23 protein-coding genes are annotated in these 24,687 nt (G+C 73.2%); 10 read left to right on the top strand and 13 right to left on the bottom strand.

All coding sequences use genetic code 11. The features are described 5' to 3' along the window. The first annotated feature begins 68 nt into the window (after positions 1 to 68). Both V5O46_RS03065 and dnaK read left to right on the top strand, forming a co-directional pair. Positions 69 to 494, top strand: coding sequence for an OsmC family peroxiredoxin (locus tag V5O46_RS03065; protein ID WP_332882819.1), 426 nt, complete (start codon positions 69 to 71; stop codon positions 492 to 494). 119 nt (positions 495 to 613) lie between these two features. After that, positions 614 to 2,509 carry a molecular chaperone DnaK gene (gene dnaK, locus V5O46_RS03060; RefSeq protein ID WP_332882818.1) on the top strand — a complete coding sequence of 632 codons (1,896 nt, stop codon included), beginning with the start codon at positions 614 to 616 and terminating at the stop codon, positions 2,507 to 2,509. A gap of 265 nt (positions 2,510 to 2,774) precedes the next feature. On the opposite strand, the gene V5O46_RS03055 is transcribed toward dnaK, so the two are convergent. Beyond that, a complete protein-coding gene (locus V5O46_RS03055; protein ID WP_332882817.1) occupies positions 2,775 to 3,287 on the bottom strand; it encodes a nitrate reductase molybdenum cofactor assembly chaperone in 513 nt (170 codons plus the stop codon). A gap of 106 nt (positions 3,288 to 3,393) precedes the next feature. Further along, on the bottom strand, positions 3,394 to 4,260 hold the full coding sequence (locus V5O46_RS03050) for a helix-turn-helix domain-containing protein (RefSeq protein ID WP_332882816.1): 867 nt from the start codon (positions 4,258 to 4,260) through the stop codon (positions 3,394 to 3,396). A 220-nt stretch (positions 4,261 to 4,480) separates the two neighbouring features. Between V5O46_RS03050 and V5O46_RS03045 the strand changes: the two genes are divergently transcribed. After that, the gene (locus V5O46_RS03045) at positions 4,481 to 4,906 is read left to right on the top strand and encodes a hypothetical protein (protein ID WP_332882815.1); all 426 of its coding nucleotides are present in this window, start codon (positions 4,481 to 4,483) and stop codon (positions 4,904 to 4,906) included. Here V5O46_RS03045 and V5O46_RS03040 read toward each other — a convergent pair. Then, positions 4,888 to 5,703, bottom strand: coding sequence for a helix-turn-helix domain-containing protein (locus tag V5O46_RS03040; protein WP_332882814.1), 816 nt, complete (start codon positions 5,701 to 5,703; stop codon positions 4,888 to 4,890). The two genes, V5O46_RS03045 and V5O46_RS03040, sit on opposite strands and share 19 nt — an antisense overlap. A 126-nt stretch (positions 5,704 to 5,829) precedes the next feature. Here V5O46_RS03040 and V5O46_RS03035 point away from each other — a divergent pair, with 126 nt between their 5' ends. The 3 genes from V5O46_RS03035 (at position 5,830) to V5O46_RS03025 (ending at position 7,984) form a co-directional block, all read left to right on the top strand. Continuing rightward, the gene (locus tag V5O46_RS03035) at positions 5,830 to 6,135 is read left to right on the top strand and encodes a 4a-hydroxytetrahydrobiopterin dehydratase (protein WP_332882813.1); all 306 of its coding nucleotides are present in this window, start codon (positions 5,830 to 5,832) and stop codon (positions 6,133 to 6,135) included. A 6-nt stretch (positions 6,136 to 6,141) separates the two neighbouring features. Beyond that, on the top strand, positions 6,142 to 6,897 hold the full coding sequence (locus V5O46_RS03030) for a class I SAM-dependent methyltransferase (RefSeq protein ID WP_332882812.1): 756 nt from the start codon (positions 6,142 to 6,144) through the stop codon (positions 6,895 to 6,897). 136 nt (positions 6,898 to 7,033) lie between these two features. Beyond that, complete coding sequence (locus V5O46_RS03025; protein WP_332882811.1) at positions 7,034 to 7,984, top strand: class I SAM-dependent methyltransferase; 951 nt, start codon at positions 7,034 to 7,036, stop codon at positions 7,982 to 7,984. A 26-nt stretch (positions 7,985 to 8,010) separates the two neighbouring features. On the opposite strand, the gene V5O46_RS03020 is transcribed toward V5O46_RS03025, so the two are convergent. The 3 genes from V5O46_RS03020 to V5O46_RS03010 form a co-directional block, all read right to left on the bottom strand. After that, entirely contained in the window at positions 8,011 to 8,847 is an 837-nt protein-coding gene (locus tag V5O46_RS03020; protein WP_332882810.1) for an aldo/keto reductase, read from the bottom strand. Positions 8,848 to 8,968: 121 nt separating this feature from the next. After that, the gene (locus tag V5O46_RS03015; RefSeq protein WP_332882809.1) at positions 8,969 to 10,798 is read right to left on the bottom strand and encodes an AMP-dependent synthetase/ligase; all 1,830 of its coding nucleotides are present in this window, start codon (positions 10,796 to 10,798) and stop codon (positions 8,969 to 8,971) included. Between the two features lie 300 nt (positions 10,799 to 11,098). Further along, positions 11,099 to 11,974 (bottom strand): LysR substrate-binding domain-containing protein, encoded by an 876-nt coding sequence (locus tag V5O46_RS03010; RefSeq protein WP_332882808.1) that lies wholly within the window; start codon positions 11,972 to 11,974, stop codon positions 11,099 to 11,101. 126 nt (positions 11,975 to 12,100) lie between these two features. Between V5O46_RS03010 and V5O46_RS03005 the strand changes: the two genes are divergently transcribed. Beyond that, on the top strand, positions 12,101 to 13,141 hold the full coding sequence (locus V5O46_RS03005) for a bile acid:sodium symporter family protein (protein ID WP_332882807.1): 1,041 nt from the start codon (positions 12,101 to 12,103) through the stop codon (positions 13,139 to 13,141). On the opposite strand, the gene V5O46_RS03000 is transcribed toward V5O46_RS03005, so the two are convergent. Continuing rightward, entirely contained in the window at positions 13,077 to 14,315 is a 1,239-nt protein-coding gene (locus V5O46_RS03000; protein ID WP_332882806.1) for a DUF4185 domain-containing protein, read from the bottom strand. The genes V5O46_RS03005 and V5O46_RS03000 overlap by 65 nt on opposite strands. 11 nt (positions 14,316 to 14,326) lie before the next feature. Continuing rightward, entirely contained in the window at positions 14,327 to 16,216 is a 1,890-nt protein-coding gene (locus V5O46_RS02995) for a sialidase family protein (RefSeq protein WP_332882805.1), read from the bottom strand. Positions 16,217 to 16,818: 602 nt separating this feature from the next. Between V5O46_RS02995 and V5O46_RS02990 the strand changes: the two genes are divergently transcribed. Genes V5O46_RS02990 through V5O46_RS02980 form a run of 3 tightly spaced genes read left to right on the top strand, consistent with a single transcriptional unit; the run spans position 16,819 to position 20,346 of the window. After that, entirely contained in the window at positions 16,819 to 17,484 is a 666-nt protein-coding gene (locus tag V5O46_RS02990) for a response regulator transcription factor (protein ID WP_332882804.1), read from the top strand. 59 nt (positions 17,485 to 17,543) lie between these two features. Further along, entirely contained in the window at positions 17,544 to 19,112 is a 1,569-nt protein-coding gene (locus V5O46_RS02985; RefSeq protein WP_332882803.1) for an MFS transporter, read from the top strand. A gap of 34 nt (positions 19,113 to 19,146) precedes the next feature. Further along, complete coding sequence (locus tag V5O46_RS02980; RefSeq protein WP_332882802.1) at positions 19,147 to 20,346, top strand: FAD-dependent oxidoreductase; 1,200 nt, start codon at positions 19,147 to 19,149, stop codon at positions 20,344 to 20,346. A 68-nt stretch (positions 20,347 to 20,414) separates the two neighbouring features. On the opposite strand, the gene V5O46_RS02975 is transcribed toward V5O46_RS02980, so the two are convergent. The 5 genes from V5O46_RS02975 to V5O46_RS02955 are packed head-to-tail and all read right to left on the bottom strand — an operon-like array spanning position 20,415 to position 24,670. Continuing rightward, complete coding sequence (locus V5O46_RS02975) at positions 20,415 to 21,002, bottom strand: TetR/AcrR family transcriptional regulator (protein ID WP_332882801.1); 588 nt, start codon at positions 21,000 to 21,002, stop codon at positions 20,415 to 20,417. Between the two features lie 20 nt (positions 21,003 to 21,022). Next, on the bottom strand, positions 21,023 to 22,294 hold the full coding sequence (locus V5O46_RS02970) for an acyltransferase domain-containing protein (RefSeq protein ID WP_332882800.1): 1,272 nt from the start codon (positions 22,292 to 22,294) through the stop codon (positions 21,023 to 21,025). Next, a complete protein-coding gene (locus tag V5O46_RS02965) occupies positions 22,291 to 23,139 on the bottom strand; it encodes a cyclase family protein (RefSeq protein ID WP_332882799.1) in 849 nt (282 codons plus the stop codon). Before V5O46_RS02965 ends, V5O46_RS02970 begins: the two co-directional genes overlap by 4 nt. A gap of 2 nt (positions 23,140 to 23,141) precedes the next feature. Beyond that, positions 23,142 to 23,675, bottom strand: coding sequence for a methyltransferase family protein (locus V5O46_RS02960; RefSeq protein WP_332882798.1), 534 nt, complete (start codon positions 23,673 to 23,675; stop codon positions 23,142 to 23,144). Further along, positions 23,672 to 24,670, bottom strand: a complete 999-nt coding sequence (locus V5O46_RS02955; RefSeq protein ID WP_332882797.1) for a carbohydrate kinase family protein — start codon at positions 24,668 to 24,670, stop codon at positions 23,672 to 23,674. The genes V5O46_RS02960 and V5O46_RS02955 overlap by 4 nt, the downstream gene beginning before the upstream one ends. Between the last annotated feature and the right edge of the window lie 17 nt (positions 24,671 to 24,687).

Genomic DNA, 24,687 nt, shown 5'->3' with positions numbered 1-24,687 from the left:
GGAATGTGATCGGATGGTGGCCGCAGCCCCGCACCGGGGCCGGCGGGACCCGTCCGAAAGGAAGAACCGTGGCAACCACGCGCTCCGCACACACCGTCTGGGAAGGCAACCTGCTCGAGGGGAACGGAGTCGTCACCTTCGACTCCTCCGGCATCGGCGGGCAGCCGGTGTCGTGGCCGTCGCGCGCCGAGGAGGCGAACGGGAAGACCAGCCCGGAGGAGCTGATCGCCGGCGCCCACTCCAGCTGCTTCTCCATGGCCTTCTCCAACATCCTCGCCAAGGCCGGCACCCCGCCCACCAAGCTGGTCACCTCCGCCGACGTCACCTTCCAGCCCGGTGAGGGCATCACCGGCATCCACCTCACGGTGGAGGGCACCGTCCCCGGCATCGACCACGACGCGTTCGCCGCCGCCGCCGAGGACGCCAAGCAGAACTGCCCGGTCAGCCAGGCCCTGACCGGCACCAGCATCACCCTGACGGCGAAGCTCGCCTGACGCGGCCGTCCCCCACGCCTGGGCGCGCCGGCACTCCCACGCGCCCTTGACAACGGCACACTCAAGTTTTGTGCTGGAGAGCGTAGGTACCCGTAGTGCCCTGGCGGAAGGGGACGGCGATGGGACGTGCGGTCGGGATCGATCTCGGGACGACGAACTCGGTGGTGGCCGTGCTGGAGGGCGGTGAGCCCACCGTCGTCGCCAACGCCGAGGGGGCGCGCACCACCCCGTCGGTGGTGGCCTTCGCCAAGAACGGCGAGGTGCTGGTCGGCGAGGTCGCCAAACGGCAGGCCGTGACCAACATCGAGCGCACCGCCCGCTCCGTGAAGCGGCACATGGGCGAGGCCGCGTGGCGCTTCCCCGCCGAGGGCGACGTCGACGGCACCCGGTACCGGGCGCAGGAGCTGTCCGCCCGTGTGCTGCAGAAGCTGAAGCGGGACGCGGAGGCCTATCTCGGCGAGGACGTCACCGACGCGGTGGTCACCGTACCGGCCTACTTCGACGACACCCAGCGGCAGGCCACCAAGGAGGCCGGGGAGATCGCCGGCCTGAAGGTGCTGCGGATCATCAACGAGCCCACGGCGGCGGCGCTGGCCTACGGCCTGGACAAGGAGAACGACCAGACGGTGCTCGTCTTCGACCTCGGCGGCGGCACCTTCGACGTGTCCCTGCTGGAGATGGGCGAGGGCGTCATCGAGGTCAAGGCCACCAACGGCGACACCCACCTCGGCGGCGACGACTGGGACGAGCGGATCGTCGAGCACCTCGTCAAACGCTTCAAGGGCCAGTACGGCGTCGACCTGGGCCGGGACAAGATGGCGGTGCAGCGGCTGCGGGAGGGCGCCGAGAAGGCCAAGATCGAACTGTCCTCGTCCACCGAGACCACCATCAACCTCCCCTACATCACGGCCTCCGCCGAAGGCCCCCTCCACCTGGAGGAGCGGCTGACCCGTGCCCAGCTGCAGGAGCTCACCGCCGACCTGCTGGAGCGCTGCAAGAAGCCCTTCCACCAGGCGGTCAGCGACGCCGGCATCGAGCTGTCCGCCGTCGACCACGTGATCCTGGTCGGCGGCTCCACCCGGATGCCCGCCGTCACCGACCTGGTCAAGGAGCTCACCGGCAAGGACCCGCACAAGGGCGTCAACCCCGACGAGGTGGTCGCCGTCGGCGCCGCGCTCCAGGCGGGCGTGCTGCGCGGCGACGTCAAGGACGTGCTGCTGCTCGACGTCACTCCGCTGTCCCTCGGCATCGAGACCAAGGGCGGCATCATGACCAAGCTGATCGAGCGCAACACCACGATCCCCACCCGGCGTTCGGAGATCTTCACCACCGCAGCCGACAACCAGCCCTCGGTCGGCATCCAGGTCTACCAGGGCGAGCGGGAGATCGCCTCCTACAACAAGAAGCTCGGTGTCTTCGACCTCACCGGCCTGCCGCCCGCCCCGCGCGGCGTCCCGCAGATCGAGGTGGCCTTCGACATCGACGCCAACGGGATCATGCACGTCTCGGCCAAGGACCTGGCCACCGGGCGCGAGCAGAAGATGACGGTCACCGGCGGCTCGGCGCTGGCCAAGGACGACATCGACCGGATGGTGCGGGACGCCGAGCAGTACGCCGAGGAGGACCGCAGGCGCCGCGAGGCCGCCGAGACCCGCAATCAGGCCGAGCAGCTCGTCTACCAGACCGAGAACTTCCTGCGGGACACCACGGACGGCATCCCGGCCGACACCCGATCGGACGTCGAGTCGGCCGTCGCCGACGTCAAGTCCCTGCTGGAGCGCGACGCCGAGACATCCGCGCTGCGCGAGGGCGTCGAGAAGCTCGCCGCGGTCAGCCAGCGCATGGGGCAGGCGATGTACGCCCGGAGCCGGCAGGAGCCGACGGCCGAGGACGGTGCCCGCGACACCGCACCCGACGACGAGTCCGTGGTCGACGCCGAGATCGTCGACGACGACCGCGACGACCGCGACGACCGCGGCGGCCGGACCGAGGACCGGCAGGGGCCGGCCGCCTGAGCGCTCCGCCGGAAGTGCCGCGCTGTGCCGTCGCTCGTCCGCGGCGCCGTCGCGGCTGGTCGCGCTGTTCCCCGCGCCCCTTCAGGGCACCGCTGAACGGCGGCGGACTCCGCCCGACCTGCTCGGTCCGGCCCCCCAGTCCGGCCCCCCGGTCCGGCCGCCCAGTCCGGCCCCCCAGTCCGGCCGCCCAGTCCGGCCGCCTAGTCCGGTCGCCTAGTCCGGCCCCCCAGTCCGGCTGCCCAGTCCGGCCGCCTAGTCCGGTCGCCTAGTCCGGCCCCCCGGCCGGTGCCGGCGGCCGGGGCGGCCGGTCCGGAAGGGTGGCGCAGACCGCGTCCAGCACGCACGCGTACGGCGTGCCGAAGTCCCGCAGCCGGGCGCGGAGCCCCTCCAGCGCCGCCCGGTGCTCGGTCAGCGGGCCGGTGTCACCGGTGCGGGAGGTGAGCTCGAGGACCGCCGGCAGGAAGTCGGGCGGCTCCTCGCCGGTGAGCCGCAGGCCGTGGGCGTCGTAGAGCTCCCGGAAGCGCTCCGGCGACCCTCCGTCCGGTCCCGTGCCGCCGTGCGCCCACCGGCCCAGCCGGAGACTGTGCCGCTCCTGGCGGTCGAAGACCTCCACGTAGTGGGCCTGGAGCTCCCGCTGCGGGGTCACCGCCGCATGGTCGGTGAATCCCCGCAGCTGGGGGGCCGCCTCGCGCAGCAGCGGCAGCCGGACGCGGAAGTCGTCGTCGGGGTAGGTCAGACAGAGCGCGGCGGCCTGGTACAGCACCTCGAAACCCGGCATCACGCCTCCCTGTGCCGCGGACGGGGCTTACTCGCCCTGGACCCGAACCTAGGTGCGGGCGGGGGAACGCACCCGTTCGCGGCGCCCGTACGGGTGCCCGTACCCCTCAGTAGGTCTCGCGGTACTCCCGCAGGATCTTCCCGGTGCGCTGCGTGGACGCGGCACGGGCCGTCATGTGGTCCAGGACCTCCAGATGCGCGGAGACCTCCTTGCGGGAGTCCAGATACAGCGCACCGGTCAGATACTCGGTGAAGACCATGTCGGGCAGCTCCGGCTCGGCGAACCGGAACAGGGTGAACGGCGCGTACGTCCCCGGGTGCGGCCCGGACGCGAACTCGGCGAGCTGCAGCGTCACCCGGTCCCTCGCGGCGAACTCCAGCAGCCGGTCCAGCTGTTCGCGCATCACCCGGCTGTCGGCGCTCACCGGCCGGCGCAGCACCGTCTCGTCCATCACCACCCACAGATGCGGCGGCTGCGCGGTCTGGAGCAGCCGCTGCCGCTCCATGCGCAGCGCCACATGCCGCTCCACCGACTCCCGGCCGCCGGAGGTGCCGATCGTGCCGCTCTCCAGCACGGCGCGCGCATAGTCCTCGGTCTGCAGCAGCCCCGGCACGAAGTGCGGCTCGTAGGACCGGATGATCCGGGCGGCACCCTCCAGGCTGACGTACAGGCTGAACCAGTCCGGCAGCACATCGTGGTACCGCTGCCACCAGCCCGGCTGGTTCGCCTCCTCGGCCAGCGCGACGAAGGCGGCCACCTCCTCCTCCGGCACCCCGTACGCCGTCAGCAGGATCTGCACATAGGGGATCTTCAGGGCGACGTCGGCCGTCTCCATCCGCCGCACGGTCGCCGGTGCCACCCGGAGCACCCGCGCGGCCTGGTCGCGCCCCAGGCCCGCCGCCTCGCGCAGCTCCTGCAGCCGTCTGCCCAGCACCACCTGCCCCACGGTCGGTGCGGCCCGTCGCTCGCTCACGCCACGCCCTCCCCGACGCGCCCGGATCCCACGGCAGTCTGCCACGGCCCCCGGCCCGCCTCACAGGGGCGGGCGGGCACCGGGCGGCATTACCTGGCGGGTAATCGACCAGGTCCGGCCGGGACGGGATCGTGGACGCACACCGGGTCCCGGGCCGGCGTACTCCGGCCCGGGCCCGGCTCCCGCAGCCCCTGCACGACCCGACGGAGGGTGACTCGTCATGTCCGCGAACCAGTTGGCCGCTCTCGCCCGCACCTCCGACCCGCACACCATGCTGCGCCGCTTCCTGGCCCTCGACGCCGTGGTGACCGGTGCGAACGGACTCGCCTACCTCGCGCTCTCCGGGCCGCTCGGCCGGTTCTTCGGCGCCGGCCCGGGGCTGCTGCTCGTCCTCGGCGTGTTCCTGGCGCTCTACGCCGCCGCCGTCGCCCTGCTCGCCACCCGGCAGCACCCGCCCGCGCTCGGCGTCCGGGCGGTGGTCGAGGCCAACCTCGCCTGGGCCGCGCTGAGCTTCGTCGCCCTGGGCGTGTGGCTGACGCCCACCACGGCCGGCGCGGTCTGGGTGGTGCTCCAGGCCCTGGTCGTCACCGGCTTCGCGCTGCTGCAGTACGCGGCATCGAGGGAGCGTCAGGGCAGCAGCGTCTGAAGGTACTTGACCGTCGCCGGATCGGCCGGGAGCAGCGTCTCGATGGCCAGCTCGGCGACGGTCACGTCCATCGGTGTGTTGAAGGTGGAGATCGAGGAGATGAACGACAGCGTCCGCCCCTCGTGCTCGATCTGCAGCGGCAGCGCGAAGTACGGCACCGGGTCGTCCGGTTCCCGGCCCGGCGCGTCCTCGGGTACCGGATAGCCGGCCACCTCCTCGTACAGCGCACGCAGCTCCCCCGAGCGGTGCAGCCCGATCTGCCGCTCCATCTGGGCCAGCAGATGCCCGCGCCACTCGCGCAGATTGCGGATCCGCGGCGCCAGGCCCTCCGGATGCAGGGTCAGCCGCATCGCGTTCAGCGGCGGCTGCAGCAGATGCTCCGGAAGCCCGTCCATGAGCAGATGGATCCCGCGGTTGGCGGCCAGCACCCGGTAGGTCGCGTCGACCACCAGCGCCGGGTAGGGCTCGTAGCCGCGGATCAGCCGTTCCATGCCCTCGCGCACGGCGTCCAGCGCCGGGTCGTGCAGCGGGGTCTCCGGGTAGCGCGGTGCGTAACCGGCGGCGAGCAGCAGCGCGTTGCGCTCCCGGACGGGCACGTCGAGATGCTCGGCCAGCCGCAGCACCATCTCCTCGCTCGGCCGGGAGCGGCCCGTCTCGACGAAACTGATGTGCCGGGCGGAGGAGCCGGCGCGCAGTGCCAGCTCCAGCTGGCTGACCCGGCGCCGCTCCCGCCAGGCCCGCAGCAGCGGGCCCACGCCCTGGGCGGTGGCGGCGGAGCCGGAGGTGAGAGCGGTCATACCCCAAGACCGTAGCCGACCCGGCGTCCCGGCCGGAGGTGCCGGGCCCCCGGCGACCAGCGCCGGAACCCGCCCGCTGTGGCAGGCTGTTCGGTACCGGACGATCCGTGCGGAAGGAGCGCCCCCATGCCCGTCGAACCGCTGTCGCAGAAGGAGATCGAGGACCTGCTGGCCGAGCTGCCCGGCTGGTCGCTCCAGGGAGACCGGCTCACCCGTTCCTACCGGCTCGGCTCGCACGCCGCGGCGACGGCCATGGTGGTGCACATCGCCCAGGTGCAGGACGAGCTCGACCACCACTCGGAGCTGACTCTCGGCTACCGGACCGTCTCGCTCAGCGTGCACACCCACAGCGCGGGCGGCGCCGTCACCGCCAAGGACGTCGAGCTCGCCCGCAGGGTCGAGGAGCTGTCCGCCGGCCACCGGGCCCACTGAGGCGGCGTGCTCGACTACGACAAGGAAGCGGCGCACTACGACGACTCGCGCGGCGGCGAGCCACGCGCCTCGGCCGCCGCCCGGGCGGTCCTGAGCCTGCTCCCCGGCCGCCCGCGCGACCTCCTCGACGTGGGCTGCGGCACCGGAATCGTCACCCGGCGGCTGGCCGCCGGCCGGGAGGGCCTCAGGGTCACCGGCGTCGACCGGGCCCCCGGCATGGCCCGGCACGCCGCCGTCCGCCTCCCCGGCGCCGTCGTGCTGGCCGACTGCCGCCGGCTGCCGTTCCCGGGCGGCCGGTTCGACGCCGTCACCGGTGTGTGGCTGCTACACCTGGCCGCCGACAGCGCCGAGGTGCAGCGCATCGTCGGCGAGTGCGCGCGGGTGCTGCGCCCCGGCGGGGTCTGGGTCACCACGGTCGACAAGGGGCCCTCCCACAACGTCGGCAGCGACATCGACGCCGTCCTCGCCGCCCGTCGGCCGAGCCCGGTCCGGGACCGTGCGGCCGCCGTCGAGGAGTACGCCCGCGGTCACGGCCTGATCCCCGCGGGGCAGGCCCGCTTCACCGGCGTCGGCCAGGGCCGCAGCCCCCGCCGGACCATCGCGGACCTGCGCCGCGGCTGGTTCGTCACCCTCCCGCCGGGCCACCCCTGCGCCGACGGCTTCGCCGCCCGCCTGGCGGCCCTGCCCGACCAGGACCGCCCCCGACCGGACCCGGTGTTCACCCTGCGGGCGTTCCGGAAGCCCCCGCCCGAGGGGGTGTGACGGGCCGGACGGACCGGGCCGCGCGGGGTGCCGGGCCACCCCGCGGTCCGGCTCCTTGCCGCCCTGGCAACAGAACTTGCCGGAGCGTGGTGCGGCGGCGCACGCTGACGGCACCGCGAGCGAGAGGGTGACCGCCATGCCGCACGACCACCAGCATCACGACCAGCACCAGCACGATCAGCGGGGCGACGGACGCCAGGGCGGTCACCACCGCCATCCCGGGCACGGCCACGGGCACGACCACACGGACATCGACTGGGTGGCGATGGCCCCGCTGCTGGAGGCGCAGGCCGAGTTGTACACACCGCTGTACCAGCGGGCCGCGGCCTGGCTGGCGCAGGAGGTGACCGAACCCGGCCTGGTCGTCGACGCGGGCAGCGGTCCCGGCGTGGTCTCCTGCGTCTTCGCCGACGCCTTCCCCGGCGCCCGGGTGGTGGCCGTCGACGGTGCCGGACCGCTGCTGGAGCGGGCACGCGACCGTGCCGACCGCCTGGGGGCCGCCGACCGGTTCACCACGCTCACCGGTGAGCTTCCGGACGTCCTGGAGAACCTCGACTACCCGGCGGATCTGCTGTGGGCCAGCCAGAGCCTGCACCACCTGGGCGACCAGCGGGCAGGCCTGGCCGGGTTCGCCCGGGCCCTCGCGCCCGGCGGTACGCTGGCGATCCTGGAGGGCGGTCTGCCCGCCCGGTTCCTGCCCCGGGACATCGGCATCGGGCGGCCGGGCCTGCACGCGCGGCTGGACGCCGCGAACGAGGACGTGTTCGCCGAGATGCGGGCCGATCTGCCCGGCTCCGTCTCCGAGACCGAGGACTGGCCGGCGCTGCTCAGCGCCGCCGGACTCAAGCCCGCCGGCACCCGCAGCTTCCTGCTGGACCTGCCCGCCCCGCTCTCCGACCGGGCGCGCGCCTATGTCGCCGAGAACCTGTCCCGGCTGCGCGAGCGCGCCACCGGCCGGCTCGATGCCGGCGACCTCGCCACGCTGGACCGGCTCCTCGACCCGGAGGACCCGGCGGGCATCCACCGCCGCCCGGATGTGTTCGTCCTGGTCGCACACACGGTGTACACGGCGATCCGGCCCACCTGACCCCCGGCCGGCCCGGCCCGGCGACCTCAGGCCATCTCGAAGACGGCCGGGTCCGGTCCCAGGCGGCGGTCCTCGTTCAGGGCGCTGATCGCGGCGAGATCCTCGGTGTCCAGGCTGAAGTCGAAGACGTCGATGTTCTCCCGGATCCGGGACGGGGTGACGGACTTCGGGATCACCACGTTGCCGAGCTGGAGGTGCCAGCGCAGCACGATCTGGGCCGGGGTGCGGTTGTGCTTCTGGGCGATGGCCACGATCGCCGGGACCTCCAGCAGCCCCCTGCCCTGGCCCAGCGGCGACCAGGCCTCCGTGGCGATGCCCTGCTCGGCGTGGAAGCCGCGGGCGGCGTGCTGCTGCAGATGGGGGTGCAGCTCGATCTGGTTGACCGCGGGGATGACCGAGGTCTCGGTGATCAGCCGCTGGAGGTGGTCGGTCAGGAAGTTGGAGACGCCGATGGCCCGGATCCGGCCGTCGGCGTGCAGCTTCTCGAACGCCTTGTACGTGTCCACGTAGCGGCCCTTGGACGGCATCGGCCAGTGGATCAGGTACAGGTCCACGTACTCCAGGCCGAGCTTGGCCAGGGAGACGTCGAAGGCCTGCAGAGTGGCGTCGTACCCCTGGTCGCTGTTCCAGAGCTTGGTGGTGACGAAGAGTTCCTCACGGGCGATGCCGGAGGCGGCGATGGCCTTGCCGGTGCCCGCCTCGTTGCCGTAGATCGCCGCGGTGTCGATGCTGCGGTACCCGGCCTCCAGTGCCGCGGCGACGGCCGTCTCGGCCTCGTCGTCCGGCACCTGCCAGACGCCGAAGCCCAGCTGGGGCATCTCGACGCCGTTGTTCAGGATGATCGGGGGGACCTGGCTGCTCACGAGCTGTTGATCCTTCGGTTGTGGACGGGTGCTGTTCCCATCGTCAACGATCACGGGGCGCGATGCATTCCTGACCGGTGAACGGCCGTGGAATCCGATGCCGGCCCCCACCCGCCGCCGCTCACGCCTCGTACAGCGCCTCGACCTCGCTCGCGTAGGCCTTCTCGATGGCCCTGCGCTTGAGCTTCAGTGACGGCGTGAGCAGCCCGTGCTCCTCGGAGAAGGGGCGGGCCAGGATGCGGAAGGTGCGGATCGACTCGGCCTGCGAGACCTGGGTGTTGGCCGCGACGACCGCGCGCCGCACCTCGGTCTCCAGATCGGGGTCGCGCACCAGCTCGGCCGGGGACATCCGCGGCTTGTTGCGCATCGTCAGCCAGTGCTCGACGGCCTCCTGGTCCAGGGTGACCAGGGCGGCGACGTAGGGGCGGTCGTTGCCGACGACGACGCACTGGTGGACCAGCGGATGGTCGCGCACCCGCTCCTCCAGCGGGCCGGGCGAGACGCTCTTGCCGCCCGAGGTGACCAGGATCTCCTTCTTCCGGCCGGTGATGGTCAGATAGCCGTCCTCGTCCAGGGAGCCGAGGTCGCCGGTGGCCAGCCAGCCGTTGCTCAGGGCCGCCTCGGTGGCCCGGGCGTTGTTGAGATAGCCCTGGAAGACGTTGTCTCCGTGCAGCCAGATCTCGCCGTCGTCCGCGATGTGCACGGTGACCCCCGGGACGGGCTGCCCGACCGTGCCGTACCGGGTCCGCTCCGGGGGGTTGGCGGTCGCCGCCGCCGTGGACTCGGTCAGCCCGTACCCCTCGTAGATCTGCACGCCGGCGCCCGCGAAGAACAGCCCCAGCCGCCGGTCCATCGCCGAGCCGCCCGACATGGCGTTGCGGATCCGGCCGCCCATCGCGGCCCGCACCCTGGCGTAGACGATCTTGTCGAACAGCTGGTGCTGCATCCGCAGCCCCGCCGACGGCCCCGGCCCGAGACCCCACGCCTTGTTCTCGACCGCCTCGGCGTACTTCACCGCCACCTCGACGGCCTTCTCGAACGGACCGGACCTGCCTTCCTTCTCGGCCTTGCGCCGGGCGGCGTGGAACACCTTCTCGAAGATGTACGGCACGCCCAGGACGAACGTCGGCCGGAACGCGGCCAGGTCGGGCAGCAGGGCGGTGGCGTTCAGCTGCGGCTGGTGACCGAAGCGGACCCTGCCGCGGATCGCGGCCACCTCCACCATCCGCCCGAAGACATGCGCGAGCGGCAGGAACAGCAGGGTCGCGGACTCGTCACCCCTGCGGGAGTGGAACACCGGCTCCCAGCGGCCGATGACCGTGTCCGCCTCGTACATCAGATTGGCGTGCGAGATCACACAGCCCTTGGGGCGGCCGGTGGTGCCCGAGGTGTAGATGACGGTGGCGACCGTGTCGGGCGTGACCGCCCTGCGGTGCCGGTGCACGACCTCGTCACCGAGACGGGCGCCGGCCTCGTACAGCTCCGGCACGGCGCCCGAGTCGAGCTGCCACAGCTGCCGCAGCGCGGGCAGCCGGTCGATGACCGTGGCGATGGTCATCGCATGGTCCTCGTGCTCCACGACCGCCGCGGTGACCTCGGCGTCGTGCAGCATCCAGAAGCACTGTTCGGCCGAGGACGTGGGATACACGGGCACCACCTGGGCCCCGACCGTCCACAGCGCGAAGTCGAACAGGGTCCACTCGTAGCGGGTGCGGGACATGATCGCGACCCGGTCGCCGAACCGGACCCCGCGGGCCAGCAGCCCTTTGGCGAGGGCCAGCACCTCGTCGCGGAACTCGGCGGCGGTCACGTCCCGCCACCGCCCGTCCTCGTCCTTGCGGCCCAGGGCGACGTGCCGGGGATCGGCCTCCGCATGGCGGAAGACCGCGTCGGCCAGACCGCCCTCGGGTCTCGGTGCCGACGCCGACGGAGGGCTCGTGAACTCGCGCAAACCCGCTCCCCGCTCCCCGCTCGTCGTGTCGCCCCGCGCAGCGCCGTGAAAGCTACCCCACGCGCGGCGGCGGCGGGAGGGGCGCGAACTGCGGTGCGGGCCCGGGCGGGCACGGGACGGCGGCGGAAAATACCCGCACAAGGGGCAGGGCCGGACACGTTCCTGACCTTTGAGTAAGTTCCGGTGCCGTAATCTCCACCGAATCTGTACGTCCCGCCCACCGCCGGAGCATTCCGCCACCGCCGGAGCATCCCGCCGGACGCCGTTCGGCCCGCCGACTGCCGGCGCACGCCCTGCGGGCTACCGCCGCCCACCGGGGGCGTGCAGCCGGTCGCCGCTCGCCAGGATCGCGCGGGCCAGGGCGTCCGCCGCCTCCTGGGCCGCGGTCGGGCGGTGGCCGCCGACCAGGACGAAGTCGACCCGGCCCGGTTCGGGCAGCCCGGCCCGCTCCGGGACCCGCACCAGACCCGGCGGGACGAGTCCGCGGGAGTGGGCCATCACCCCGAGGCCCGCGCGGGCCGCCGCGATCAGGCCGTTGAGGCTGCCGCTGGTACAGGCGATCCGCCACGGTCGGCCCTGCCGCTGAAGCGCCTCGAGCGCCAGTGCCCGGGTGATGCCCGGCGGCGGATAGACGATCAGCGGCACCGGACGGTCGGGGTCCAGCCGCAGCCGCTCCGCGCCGATCCACACCAGCCGGTCGTGCCAGACCAGCCGGCCCCGCGGGTCCTCGGGCCGCCGCTTGGCCAGCACCAGGTCCAGCCTCCCGTCGGCCAGCCGCTCGTGCAGGGTGCCGGACAGCTCCACCGTCAGCTCCAGGTCGACCTCGGGGTGGTCGTGCCGGAAGCCCTCCAGGATCTCCGGCAGCCGGGTGAGGACGAAGTCCTCCGAGGCGCCGAACCGCAGCCGCCCGCGCAGCCGGGTGCCGGTGAAGAACGCCGTGGCCTGCTCGTGCACCTCCAGGATCCGGCGGGCGAAGCCCAGCATCGCCTCGCCGTCCTCGGTCAGCTCCACGGAGTGGGTGTCCCGGGTGAACAGCTGACGCCCGGTGGCGTCCTCCAGCCGCCGCACATGCTGGCTCACCGTGGACTGGCGCAGCCCGAGCCGCCTGGCGGCCTGCGTGAAACTCAGCGTCTGCGCCACCGACAGGAAGGTCCGCAGCTGGGAGGGGTCGTACACATCCGCCATCGTACGGTGGGCCCATCGCGGGACGCGATGACAGTGAGTGCGGTGTGCGGGATTCCCGATCGCCCGGCCGGGGAGCAGGATGGTCCCGACACGCCCTCGGGAAGCACGTGGAGCACTGTGAAACGCCTGCGCCGGCCGTACCGGACGCCGATCGACCCGTACATCCTGCTGCTGCTCGGGACCGTCGGCCTCGCAGCGCTGCTGCCCGCCCGCGGCACGGCCGCCGACGCCGTCTCCGGCGCCTCCACGGCCGCGATCGCCCTGCTCTTCTTCCTGTACGGCGCCCGCCTGTCCACCCGCGAGGCACTGGACGGCCTGCGCCACTGGCGGCTCCACGCCACCGTGCTGGCCTGCACGTTCCTCGTCTTCCCACTGCTCGGGCTGGCCGCCCGCGGAACGGTCCCGGTGCTGCTGGACGAGCCGCTCTACCAGGGCCTGCTCTTCCTCACCCTGGTCCCGTCCACCATCCAGTCGTCGATCGCCTTCACCTCCATGGCCCGCGGCAACGTGCCCGCCGCGGTCTGCGCCGGTTCCTTCTCCTCCCTGGCCGGCATCGTCGTCACCCCGCTGCTCGCCGTCTCGCTGCTGGGCAGCAGCGCCGGCGGGTTCTCCGCCGACTCGCTGCTGAAGATCGTGCTGCAGCTGCTGGTGCCGTTCCTCGCCGGGCAGCTGCTGCGCCGGTGGATCGGCGGCTTCGTCGACCGGCACCGCACGGTGCTCGGACTCGTCGACCGCGGCTCGATCCTGCTGGTCGTCTACGCCGCGTTCAGCGAGGGCATGGTGCAGGGCATCTGGCACCGGGTGAGTCCCGCCCGGCTCGCCGGACTGCTCGGCGTCGAGGTGGTCCTGCTGGCCGTGATGCTCGCCCTGACCTGGTACGGCGCCAAGGCGCTGGGGTTCGGCCGCGAGGACCGGATCACGATCCAGTTCGCCGGGTCCAAGAAGTCCCTCGCCGCCGGGCTGCCGATGGCCGGGGTCCTGTTCGGCGCCCAGGCCTCGCTGGCCGTGCTGCCGCTGATGCTCTTCCACCAGATGCAGCTCATGGTGTGCGCGGTCATCGCCAAACGCCGCTCGCACGACCCCGAGGCGCAGCTCACCTCGCAGGGGCCGGACGCAGCGTCACGAACCGCGGCCGGTACAGAGCGACGTTCCGGCTGAGCTGTGCCGCGGCACCGGTGGTCTCCAGCCAGTTCACGTCGTAGCTGAGCACCAGCCGCCCCTCGTCGCTCAGCACCGGATGCGTCTGCGGGTTGTACGCGGCCACCCCACCGTCCGGCAGCGGCACCCGGTACCGGGCGGTCGGGCCCCGCCACGGCCCCGTCGGCGCACACGCCCAGTACGCCGTGACGGTCGTCAGCCCCTCGGTTCCCGCCGCCATCGTGAACAGCAGGTAGGTGCCGCCGGTGCGGACGACGGAGAACGCGCTGCCCACACCGGTGCGCCGCCCGTCGCCCAGCACCGGCGCCGGCTGCGCCCCCTGCGACGGGCCCGCCCACGCCGAGCCGGTCCAGTACCGCCAGGCGGCCGGGTCGGCGAGCCGGCCTTCCGGGACCCGGGCCAGGTACGCGTGCGAGACCGGGCCGGCGGCGGCCTGCCGGTCGTCGCCGCCGAAGACGTAGGTGAAGCCGCCCTCGGTCAGCAGAGTCGTGCCGAACAGCACCCGCCGGGACGGGTCGGCCACCAGCTGCTGGTCCAGCACGTTCACCACCGACTCGACCCGCAGCGAGGGCAGCGACAGCGTGGCCACCTCGGTGGCGGTGGGCACCCCGTAGATCCAGGGTGCCGACCCGGCCGTGCGTACCCACAGCAGCACCCGCAGGACCTGCTCGGAGGCGCCGGGGGAGCGGGGCTCGACCCGGGCCGCGACCGGCCAGCGCCACTGGTCCGGCGCCGGGTCGGCGAAGAGCGGGGCGCGCAGGGTCCGTTCCGGCCGGCCGTCCCGCATCACCACCGCGGAGTTGCGCACCAGCGGCGCCGTGCCGTCCCGCCAGGCGTAGGACTCGCCGGCCGGGTTGGGCGGGGCGTGCACCCGGCCCAGGAAGGTGTCGGAGAACAGCCACAGAACCCGGCCGTCCGGCAGCCGCACCGAGTGGGTGCCGTCGCCGCCGGTCCAGTCGTCGGTGCGGGTGCCGTCGTCGCCGTAGCGGGCGAACGCACCGGTGAGCTCCGCGGCGGGCTGCCAGGAGGCGACCGTGTGCGGTGTGCACCGGCCGCCGCCCCGGTGCTCCCCCTCCTCCGGGAGGGCGGTGAGCAGCACGGCCGTGAGGACCAGGGCCAGCAGCAGGCCGAGCCCCGTCCCCGTCCGCTGTCGCGCGCGTGCGTCGTCGGACACGTCCCGGGACGCTAGTTGCTCGCGGCCACCCGGTCCATGGGGAGGTGCACGACCGCGCCGGCGACGGCCGATGCGGAACCCCCGGCGGCGATCTCCGCGTCCGACAGGGCCCGGTCCCACACACGCACCTCGTCGAGGGCGCCGGCGAAGTGCGCGCGGCCGTCCATCCGCGCCCCGACATGCACCCCGAACGGGGAGGTCCGGCTCACCGAGCCCGGTACGTCCGCGGCGCTCACCCGGGTGCCGTCGACGAACAGCGTGAGCCGCCCGCCGCCCCGGCGCAGCACTGCCCGGTGCCACCGGCCGTCGTTGTACGCCCCGTCCGTGCGCACGTACGCCGACGCCAGGGGCGCCGCACCGTCCCGTGCGCTGATCAGTCCCTGCACCCTGCCGTGCGCGGGCTCGGCACGCAGCCAGACCTGGGGCTGGCGGTTGCCGATGCCGCCCATCCACAGCAGCGGCTGCTCACCCGTGGTCGCCGTGTACCGGAACCACAGCGACGCGGTGAAGTCGCCGCTGCCGAGGGGGAGCCCGGCCCGGAAGGGCAGCCGCACCGAGTCGTCCGCGCCGTCGAACGCCAGCGCCCCGCCGGCCGCGCCGTCGGTGGCCCGTGCCCCGCCCAGCACGGCCGCGGGAAGTGCGCCGGGCGCGAGATCCGGGGTGGTGGGGTCGGGATCCCGGGGCGGCTGCAGCCAGTCCTCGGTGAACCGGGCGAACCGGATCTCGTCCCGTGCGTCGACCGCTCCCGCCTCGTACAGCAGCCCCACGGTGGTGCCGTCGATCGCCACCATGTCCGAGTAGCCGGACCAGTCCCGGGTGACGACCGTGCCGCGGTCCACGCTGTCCCAGGTGGCGCCGCCGTCGTAGGAGGAGCGGACCGCCATCGTGCGGCGCCGGTCGGGGTCGGCGGGCGCGGACAGCAGCAGCCGGTCGCCCAGGCCCAGCACCGCGCCCTGCACCTGCGGGGTGTAGAGGTCCGGCAGTGCGCGGAACGGGCCGGTGAAGCTGCCGCCGCCGTCCAGGCTGACGGTCCGGGAGCGGTGGCCGAGGTCGGTGCCGTCCTCCTCCCGCCCGCTCACCAGCAGCGAGCCGTCCGGGCGCTCGGCGAGGGTCAGTTCGGAGGGCTTCTGCCGGAAGGTGCCGTCGGCGGCGACCGGCCAGGTGTCGGTGGCGCCGATCCTCCAGTGGTCGCCGCCGTCGTCGCTGATCACCAGCGCCGCGTGGTTGGCGGTGACCCGGGTGCCGTCCCAGGTCTCGGCGTTCACGCCGAACACCAGCCGCCCGGCGTGGGAGCCCCGGGTCAGCTGGATGCCGTGCACCGGGCCGGTCGCGTACCAGGAGTTCCAGGACGGCGGCAGGATCTCGGCGCTCAGATCGCGCGGGGCGGACCAGGTCAGCCCGTCGTCGTCGCTGAACTGCAGCCGGGGCGAGCGGTCGCAGGGCACATCGCAGTGGGCGCTGTCGGTACGCCCGGTGTTGTACGTCTCGGCCAGCAGGATCCGGCCCGTGGTGCGGTCCACCACCGGCGCCGGATTGCCGTGGGTGTCGCCGGCGCCCTCGTTGACGACCTGCAGCGGACCCCAGGTCAGTCCGCCGTCGGTGGAGCGCCTGAGGACGATGTCGATGTCGGCGGCGTCCCCGCAGCTGAGCACCCGGCCCTCGGCGAAGGCCAGCAGGGTGCCGTCCGTGGTGCGCACGATCGCCGGGATCCGGAAGCAGGCGTATCCCGGGTCCTGACCGGCCCGGAACAGCACCTGCTGGCTGAACTGCGCCGCCTCGCGGCGGGGTTGGGCGTGCGGGGGGAGGACGCCGGCGGTCGTCGTGGCCAGGGCGAGCAGGGTGGCGAGGGCGGTCAGCGGCGTTCTCGGGGAGGTCGGACGGGTGCGCGGGGTGGACGGCATCGAGGCGGTCTGCCCTTCAGGCGGCTGGTCGTGAGCCGGTCGTCGGGCATCAGTAGATCAGGACATCACATGTCCGGTACGTCCTGTGAGAACGTGCGCGTGTCGCCGCCGGACGCAGGGCACCCGACCTCCCCGTGCGCGGCACCCGGCTCCGCCGGCGTCGGGTCCGCCTCCGCGGCCGGATCCACGGCCGGCGAGGACGGCGAGGCCGACGCCGGCACGGCCGCCGGCGTCGGGACGCCGGCCCTGACCCCCTTCTGTACCGGCTCGACGCGGCCCGGTGCGACATCAGCGGGCGCAGACCGGAAACGGTTGTCGTTGAGTGGCGGGATTTCTCTCCGTTCGACTAATCCGCGACGGTCCGTCATTCACATACGCGGCCTACTCGATAATGGCGGAAACGGAAGGGGTGACTCCCATCTTTCCTGGAGTTACGCACTCATTAACTCCCCGGCACTGGCGGAAAAGAGCGAGACGAGTCGTGTAGCATCGGCCGACAGTGGCCCAATTCCTCGACAGCGGAAGATCGGCCGCAAACGGGGGCATCACGATGCACCCGCGCACTCTCTTCACGCTCGTGAATACAACACGGAGTGTCGCCGATGCCATCGATACGAATCCTGCTCGTGGACGCAGAACGGCTCGTCGCCGAAGGTCTCCGCAATCTTCTGGAAACGTTCCGCGAGTTCTCCGTGGTGGCGGTCGCCCACGACCAGGCCACCGCACTGCGCCAACTGCACCGACATCATCCGCATCTCGTCGTGATGGGTCTCGGGCCGGCCGCGGGCGGCGCCGTGGACGCCGCCCGCGCGATCCGCCAGGACTCGCGGCACGTCCGGATCATCATGCTGGCCTCCAGTCAGCAGCCGATCCACATGCGCGAGGCCTTCGTGGCCGGAGCCAACGCCTACCTCTCACGCGACATCGATGCCGAGGAACTGCGCGACGCCCTGCTCACCGTGCACCACGAGGGCGCGGCCCTCTCCGCGACCGCCGCCGGACAGGTCCTGGAGCTCGTCTCGGGCGGCCTCACCGGCGACTCCTCTCCGCTCGCCCTGCTCACCCGGCGCGAACGGCAGATCCTGTTCCTGGTCGCCGACGACCAGGAGACCCGTCACATCGCCGCCCGCCTGGGCATCACCCCGAAGACCGTCCGCAACTACCTCAGCCGCATCTACGCCAAGCTCGGCACCCGCAACCGCCTGCAGACCGCCCTCTACGCGCTGCGCTCGCTGGACGAGGACCCGGAGCCGGCGGCGAAGGTCTGAGTGCCGCTACCCGTGTGCTCGCCGCGGTCAATACGATACGCTACTCGTAGCGTATCGTATTGACGGTCCGGAAGGGTGGCGTCGTGCTCAACCGCTGGTGGACGTTGTGCGTGGTGTCGGTGGGCAGTTTCATGCTGCTCCTCGACGTCACGATCGTGAACATCGCACTACCCGACATCGAGGAGGCGCTCGACGCCTCGCTCACCGATCTGCAGTGGGTGGTGGCCGCCTACGCCGTGGCGCTGTCGGCCGCTCTGCTCACGGCGGGCTCACTCGCGGACCGGTTCGGCCGCCGAGCCGTGTTCGCCTGGGGAATGGCGATCTTCACGATCGCCTCCCTGCTGTGCGGCGTCGCACAGGACCCGCTGGTGCTCAATCTGGCCCGGGTGCTCCAGGGAATCGGTGGCGCGGCGTTGCTGGCGACCTCACTGGCGCTGCTGGCCGCCGCCTACCCCGACACCAGGGACCGCCACGTGGCCCTCGCCGTCTGGGGCGCGGTCAGCGGAGCCGCCCTGGCGGTGGGACCGCTGGCCGGCGGCGCTCTCGTGGAGGCGGCCGGCTGGCGCTGGATATTCCTGGTCAATCTGCCGGTCGGCGTCCTCGCGCTGATCGCCACCATGCGGCGCGTGGCCGAGTCCAGGGCGGAGCGCCCGGGCGGGATCGACTGGCCCGGGTTCGTCACCCTCGGCACCGCCCTGGGCGCGCTGTCCTTCGCCCTGCTCCGGGCCAACGAGGAGGGCTGGAGCAGCACCCCGGTGGTGAGCGCCTTCGTCGTCTCGGGTGTGTCCCTCGCCGCCTTCGTCCTGATCGAACGCGTCCGGCGCGATCCGATGCTGCCCGGGGAGCTCTTCGCGAAGATCACCACCACCGGCGCCGCACTGGGCGTGCTCGCCATGAGCACCACGGCGTTCGCCCTGCTGCTGTACCTGACCCTGTACCTGCAGACCGTCCTGGGCCACGAACCGCTTGCCGCCGGACTGCGGCTGCTGCCGCTGACCCTGTCCATCTTCGTGGCCTCCGCCGTCGCGGCCCGCCTGGGCACCGTCCTGCCGGCCCGCTGGCTGGTCTCCGGCGGCCTGGCTTGTATCGGCGTGGGTCTGCTGCTCATGGGCGACCTCTCCGTCTCCGACGACTGGACGGCCCTGCTGGCCGGGCAGCTGGTCACGGGCCTCGGTGTCGGTCTGGTCAACCCCAACGTGGTCGCCGCCGCGATGGGTGCGGTCGAACCCGCCCGGGTGGGCGTTGCCTCCGGGCTGAGCAACACCTGCCGGTCGATGGGCATCGCCGTGGGCGTCGCCTCCCTCGGCGCGGTCTTCGCCGACCGGGTGCGCGACGGTGTCCGTGACGCCCTCGCGGGTACTCCGCTCCAGGCACAGGCGGGCGAACTCGGTCACGCCGTGGCGGCCGGGCAGGTCGGCGAGGCCATGGCCCACCTGCCCGAGCAGCAACGGGGCCTGTTCGCCGGGGCCGCCCAGGGTGCGTTCGTCGAGGGCCTCAACTCGATCCTCACCGCGGCGGCGGTGGTCGCCTTCCTCGGCGCACTCGCCGTCGTCCCGCTGATCCGCGGCCGCGACCTCGTCACCACCGGGCCCGACGGCGAGCCCCTCCCGATCGCCGCGGGACACTGACCGCCCCGCGGACCGTCAACCACAGGAGCAGACTGTGCAGACCCTGACCAGCCGGGCATGCGTCGTCGGCGGCGGCCCCGCCGGCATGACGGCGGGCCTGTTGCTCGCCCGGCAAGGCGTGGACGTGGTCGTCGTCGAGAAACACGGCGACTTCCTGCGGGACTTCCGGGGGGACACGGTGCATCCCTCGACCCTCCAGGTCGTCGCCGAACTCGGCATGATCGACGACTTCCTGCGGATCCCGCACAGCAAGGTCGGCACCATCACCGTCCAGACCCCCGCCGGGGCGACCGTCTTCGCCGACTTCACCAGGCTCCGTCACCGCTTTCCCTACATCGCCTTCATGCCGCAGTGGGACGTGCTCGACTTCCTGGCCCGAAAGGGTCAGGCGTACTCGGGCTTCCGGCTGATCCAGAAGGCCGAGGCCACCGGCATCGTCCGGGACGGCGACCGGGTCCGTGGAGTGCGGGCCCGGACCCCGGACGGCCCGCTGGAGATCCGGGCGGACCTCGTCATCGCCGCCGACGGCCGGCACTCGACGCTGCGCCGGGCCGCCGGACTGCCGGTCTCGGCGAGCGCGGCGCCGATGGACGTGCTGTGGTTCCGGCTCAGCCGGGAGCCGGACGAGACCATGAGCTTCCTGCACACCGGTCCCGGGTTCGTCCTCGTCACCATCGACCGCGGCGACTACTGGCAGGTCGCCTACGTCATCCCGCACGGCGCCCACGACACGGTGCGCGCCGAGGGCCTGGACCGGCTGCGCACCGATGTCGCCTCGGTGCACGGCCCGTTCGCCGGCCGGCTGCGATCGGAGATCAGCGCGTGGGAGGACGTGAGACTGCTGAGCGTCCGCGTGGACCGGTTGCGCACCTGGCACCGGCCCGGCCTGCTGTGCATCGGCGACGCCGCGCACGCGATGTCCCCGGCCGGCGGGGTGGGCATCAACCTGGCGGTGCAGGACGCCGTGGCGGCCGCCCGGATGCTCGGGCCGGTGCTGCGGGCCGGACGCACCCCCAGCCGGCGCGAACTGGCCGCGGTCCAGCGGCGCCGCTCCCTGCCGGTACGGGCGGTGCAGACGGCGCAGGTGCACATGCTGGCCGACCTGTATCCCAAGGACCGTGCCTCGACGGTGGAGCGTCCGCTGGCCGCCCGTGTCGTGCGGCGCTTCCCGTTCCTGACCCGCTGGACCGCCCGGTTCATCGGGGTCGGGCTGCGACCGGAGCACGTGGACTGACGGCCGGAGCGCCCGGACCGAGGGGGCCGGGCACATCTCACGCCCGGACCGAGGGGGCCGGGCGCGTCTCAGGCCCGGATCGCCGGCCAGATCACGTCGAGCACCTGGTCCGCCCACTCGGCCGGCGGGGTGCCCTGGGTGACGGAACGCGCGATGTACGAGCCCGCCATCATGCTCACCACCGTCTCGTGGTCCACGTCCGCCCGCAGATCGCCCTCCGCGACACCGGCACGCAGTGTGCCGATCATGACGTCCAGCCGGGGACGCAGTACGGTCTCCCGAAAGGCCCGCGTGAATTCCGGGTCCTCGTCACCGTGCAGCAGCGCGGCGAGGGCACGGAGCCCCACGACTTCTTCCAGACCATGCCTGAATTGCTGAAGCAAATTCCTCAGCCGCTCGCGGGACGGGAGCCCCGCGGGCGGCTCGGGAATCTCCTCCACAAAGGCCAGAGAAGAACGCAGCAGTTCATAGCGGTTCCGGTAGCGCCGGTAGACGGTGGTCTTCGCGACCCCGGAACGCTGGGCGACCGCCTCCATGGTGACGCCCGCCGGTCCCCGTTCGCGCAGCAGAGCGAGGGCGGCCCGAACGATCACCCTGGAGACCTCGGCGCTGCGCGGCCGCCCTGGGACCGACCGAGGACTTTCTGCCTGAACCATTCTGGTGAGTATATCGGGCGTCAATCCGTCCCGTGGATCCCCGGACCCACCCGGGACCGGTTCACCGGTACTCCTGCCGTGTACAACTGCCCCAGGGCTCCCAGGGCCGTCCCCGTACCGTCGGTGCTGCGCCCCAGCGAAGCCGGCCAGAGCCGTCCACGCCCCGGCAGACAGCGGGCGCCGAGGCCCACCAGGGCACGTCCGGGGCCGAGTTCCACGCCGATCCGGATTCCCAGCGCGTCCACGGCACGGATGGCGTCCAGGAACCGCACCGGTCCGCGCATGTGGCGCCGCCAGTGGCCGGGGGTGAGGTCGGCGGCCTGCGCCGGCCGCCCGGTGACGGTCGAGACGAACGGGACGCGCGGCGCCCGGACGTCCACCGTGCCGGCGGCGGCCTCGAGTTCGTCGAGCGCCGGCTCCTGCAGCGGCGAGTGCAGTCCCGCCCGCACCGGCAGCGCGGTCACCCGGACCCCCGAGGCGGCCAGCCGCTCGGTGATCCGCGCCAGGTCCGCGGCCCGCCCGGACAGCGTCACCTCGCGCGGCGAGACGATCGCCGCGATCCCCACGGACGGCTCCGAGCCGCCGAGGAGGTCGAGCGCCGCCCCTTCGTCCAGGGCGACCACGGCCATGGCCCCGTCGGTCACCCGCTCGGCCAGCGTGATCTCCGTGCCGAGCAGCCGCACGGCGTCCTCCACGGACAGGACACCGGCACATGCCGCCGCGGTGTACTCGCCCGAGCCGAAGCCGAGCACGGCCGCGGGCCCGACCCCGCGGCTGCGCCACAGCTCGGCCAGCGCCATGCCGGTGCAGAACGTGCCGAGCGCACCGTGTGCCGGCCGGTGCACCAGGCGGGCGTCGGCGTCGGGGTACAGCAGCCGCTGCAACGGGGCCGAGACGAAGGGCCGGGCCGCCTCCGCGCAGCGGTCGAACGTCTCCCGGTAGACCGGCTCCGCCCGGTACAGACCCTGCCCCATGCCGGCGAACTGCGCTCCCTGGCCGCTGAAGAGGAACGCGACCTGCGGTACGCCGTCGGCGACGCCGGTACTGATCCCGCGGACCGTCTCCCCGCGCAGGTGCGCGTGGAGACGGTCCGCGAGCTCCCGGGCGGTGCCGCCGACGGCACTCAGCCGGTGGGTGGCGTGCGGCCCCGCCGCGGCGCGGGCGCACACCTCGTGCACGGGCGTGCCGTCCGGCCGCACCAGCCGGTCGGCGGCCTCGCGTGCGGTGTCCGCCAGCTTGTCGGCGCTGGGCGCGGACAGCACGAGCAGATGGGTGGTGGGGCCCGCTGTCATGGCTGGGACGTCCTTGCTTCCGGTGATGACGAAGGGAGAGCGGCGCCGGACCGGGCCACCGCGCGGCACCAGGCGGCACCGGCGTCGGCGAGGGCGACGGGGAAGGCCATGAAGGTGAACGGCCCCTCCGGGATCGCGCGGAGCCGGGCGAGCCCCTCGATCTGCACGAACTCGCGGCGCCTGCCGTGCAGGTGGGCGGGCCACAGCGCGCTGCGGTCCCCGGTGGCGAAGTACCGCTCGACCATGTCGCGGGCCGGCCCGTCGAAGCTCCAGCAGTCGGTACCGAGGACCTTCACACCGAGGTCCAGCAGATGGTCGACGGCCTCGGGCGTGATCGCGGTGGACCCGGTGTAGTAGGACGGCGTGCCCAGACGCAGATCGGAGTCGGTGCGGAACAGCACGATCGTGCCGGGCCCGACCCGGGCACCGGACGTCCGCAGCGCCTCCTTGACGTCGGCATCACCGACCCTGCCCGCGCACTCGCGCACGTCGAGGACGACCCCGGGCCCGCTGAACCAGTCCAGGGGGAGGTCCATGACCTTCCTGGCCGGGCGCCCCTCGCACTCGGGCCCGTAGTGGAAGGGCGCGTCCACGTGTGTGCCCTGGTGCACGGACATGCGGTAGAACTCGTTCGACAGGAAGCAGCCGTCCGGCAGGTCGCGTTCGCTCAGCCGGCGGCTGCCGGTCAGCCAGCGCCAGTGGTTGCGCAGCCGCTGCGCCCGGCTGTCCCCGGGCAGCGCCCGGATTCTGCGGGAGAGACGGCGGATGCCGTCCCGGTGCAGCCACTGCTCGAACTCGACGCCGGGGGCCCGGCGGCTGACGGGGATGCTCAGATCGACGTACACGGCTACTCCTCACTCGGTGCCGGCCGGTCGTGCCGGGCGGCCCGCCGGCCCGTGGGCCGCGCGGTGCCGGGAACCCACGCGGGCACGGCGCGCCGGTAGACGGCGTACTCCTCCCCGAAGGCCGCCGACAGTCCCGGTGCCTCGATCCGGACCGCCGTCACCCACGACACGGCCAGCACGAGAGCGGCCCAGCCCAGGACGGCCGCCGCGGACCACAGCAGGGCCTCGCCGGTCAGCAGCAGCGTCATGCCGGCGGCCATCGGGTTTCTGATCACTCCGTACCAGCCCGAGCGCACCAGCCGCTCGGGCGGGCGGTCCCCCAGCGGGGTGGGCTGACGCAGGTAGACCCGGTCGACGGCGTCCGCGGTCATCCAACCACCGAGCAGCACCAGCACCGCACCGGCCGGGGCCCGCAGCGGTCCGGGCACCGGCACCCCCGGCCCGGACAGCCACACCCCCAGCACCGTGGGCACGACACCGGCCACCACCAGCGGGATCAGCAGTGGTTCGGCCCGCGGCGTCCGGCGCCGGCTCACGGCATGCCCCCGAGCACCGGAGCCAGCTCGGCCGGCGCCCGCTCGCCGTACGCGTCACGGACCCGGGCCGCCAGGGAACGGGCGCTCACCGCGTACTCCTGGGTGCCGACGGCCTCCAGGGCGAACGAGGCGAGCGCGCAGCCCAGCCGGGCCGCGGCCACCACCGGCACGCCCCGGACGAGGCCGGCCAGCATCCCGGCCCGCAGCGCGTCGCCGGCACCGGTCGGCTCCACGGCGGTGGCGTCGGGGACCGCGGGGACGACGAGCGGCTCCTCCCCGGAGCGCTCGATCAGCACTCCGTCGGCGCCGCGGGTGGTCACCCACGTGCCGACCCGGTCCAGGATCCGCCGGGCGGTCCAGCCGGTGCACTCCCGCAGCAGGCTCGACTCGTATGCGTTGGTGAACAGCCAGCGGGCCTCCGCCAGCAGGTACCGCACGTCCGCGGCACCCATCCGGGCGATCTGCTGCGAGGGGTCCGCCACGAACGGCAGCCCGGTGGCGCGGCACTCCTCGGTGTGCCGGAGCATCGCCGCGGGGTCGTTCGGCGAGACCATCACGAGGTCCAGCCGCCCGGCCCGCCGCCGGACCTCCCGCAGCGAGATGGTGCAGGCGGCGCCCATGGCCCCGGGGTGGAACGCGCCGATCTGGTTCTGGTCCGCGTCGGTCGTGCACACGAACCTCGCCGTGTGCCCGCCGGGCACGACCAGTACGGAGTCGGTGTCGACGCCGTTCTGCTTCAACCACACCTGGTAGTCGGCGAAATCGGACCCGACCGCCCCGACCAGCAGGGGCGAGAGCCCGAGCCGGCCGAGCCCCAGGGCGATGTTGGCGGCGACCCCGCCGCGCCGGGTCTCCAGCCGGTCGCACAGGAACGACAGGGAGATGCGGTCCAGCCGGTCGGGCACCAGCTGTTCGGTGAAACGGCCCGGGAAGGTCAGCAGATGGTCCACCGCGATGGAACCGGTGACGGCTATGCGCGTCCCTCTGTTCGCCATGCGTGGCTCCGCGGTCA

It is taken from the genome of Streptomyces poriticola (assembly GCF_036689765.1).
Classification (GTDB): domain Bacteria; phylum Actinomycetota; class Actinomycetes; order Streptomycetales; family Streptomycetaceae; genus Streptomyces; species Streptomyces poriticola.
This window is presented reverse-complemented; position numbering and strand designations above follow the sequence as displayed.